The sequence below is a fragment of the Enterobacter cloacae complex sp. P2B genome (genome assembly GCF_014895985.1).
Lineage (GTDB): Bacteria > Pseudomonadota > Gammaproteobacteria > Enterobacterales > Enterobacteriaceae > Enterobacter > Enterobacter bugandensis.
Genome location: NZ_JADBQQ010000035.1, coordinates 1 through 421, shown reverse-complemented (window position 1 = coordinate 421; position 421 = coordinate 1). Strand labels below are relative to the sequence as shown.

The following is a 421-nucleotide window of genomic DNA, read 5'->3' as shown; positions in this document are numbered from 1 at the left end:
GCGGACAGCGGAGAGCTGCAACGCGCTTTCGATCACTGGCGCACGGTGTACAACCTTGAACGCCCGCACGAGGCGCTGGATATGGCGGTACCGGCCTCGCGTTATCAGCCGTCTGCCCGGCAGTACAGCGGCAGCGTAACGCCACCTGAGTACGATGAAGGGGTGAAGGTCAGGAAAGTGGATGTCAGCGGAAAGCTGAGCATACAGGGTGTCAGTCTGAGCGCAGGCAAGGCGTTCAGGGGAGAACGGGTCGGGCTGAGGGAGACACAGGATGACGGCTGCTATGAAGTGTGGTGGTACAGCACGAAAGTGGGGGTGATCGACCTGAAGAAAAAGTCGATCACCATGGGTAAAGGATGTTAAAAAGTGTTCACCATGTCCCCGAACACCTGTCTACCATGTCCCCGGACTGTACACCCAC

General features: G+C 58.2%; 1 pseudogene. It reads left to right on the top strand.

Going from position 1 to position 421, the window contains the following annotated elements:
- A pseudogene (locus IM313_RS22445) lies at positions 1-363 on the top strand (IS481 family transposase); the annotation flags it as partial.
- Positions 364-421: the final 58 nt, after the last annotated feature.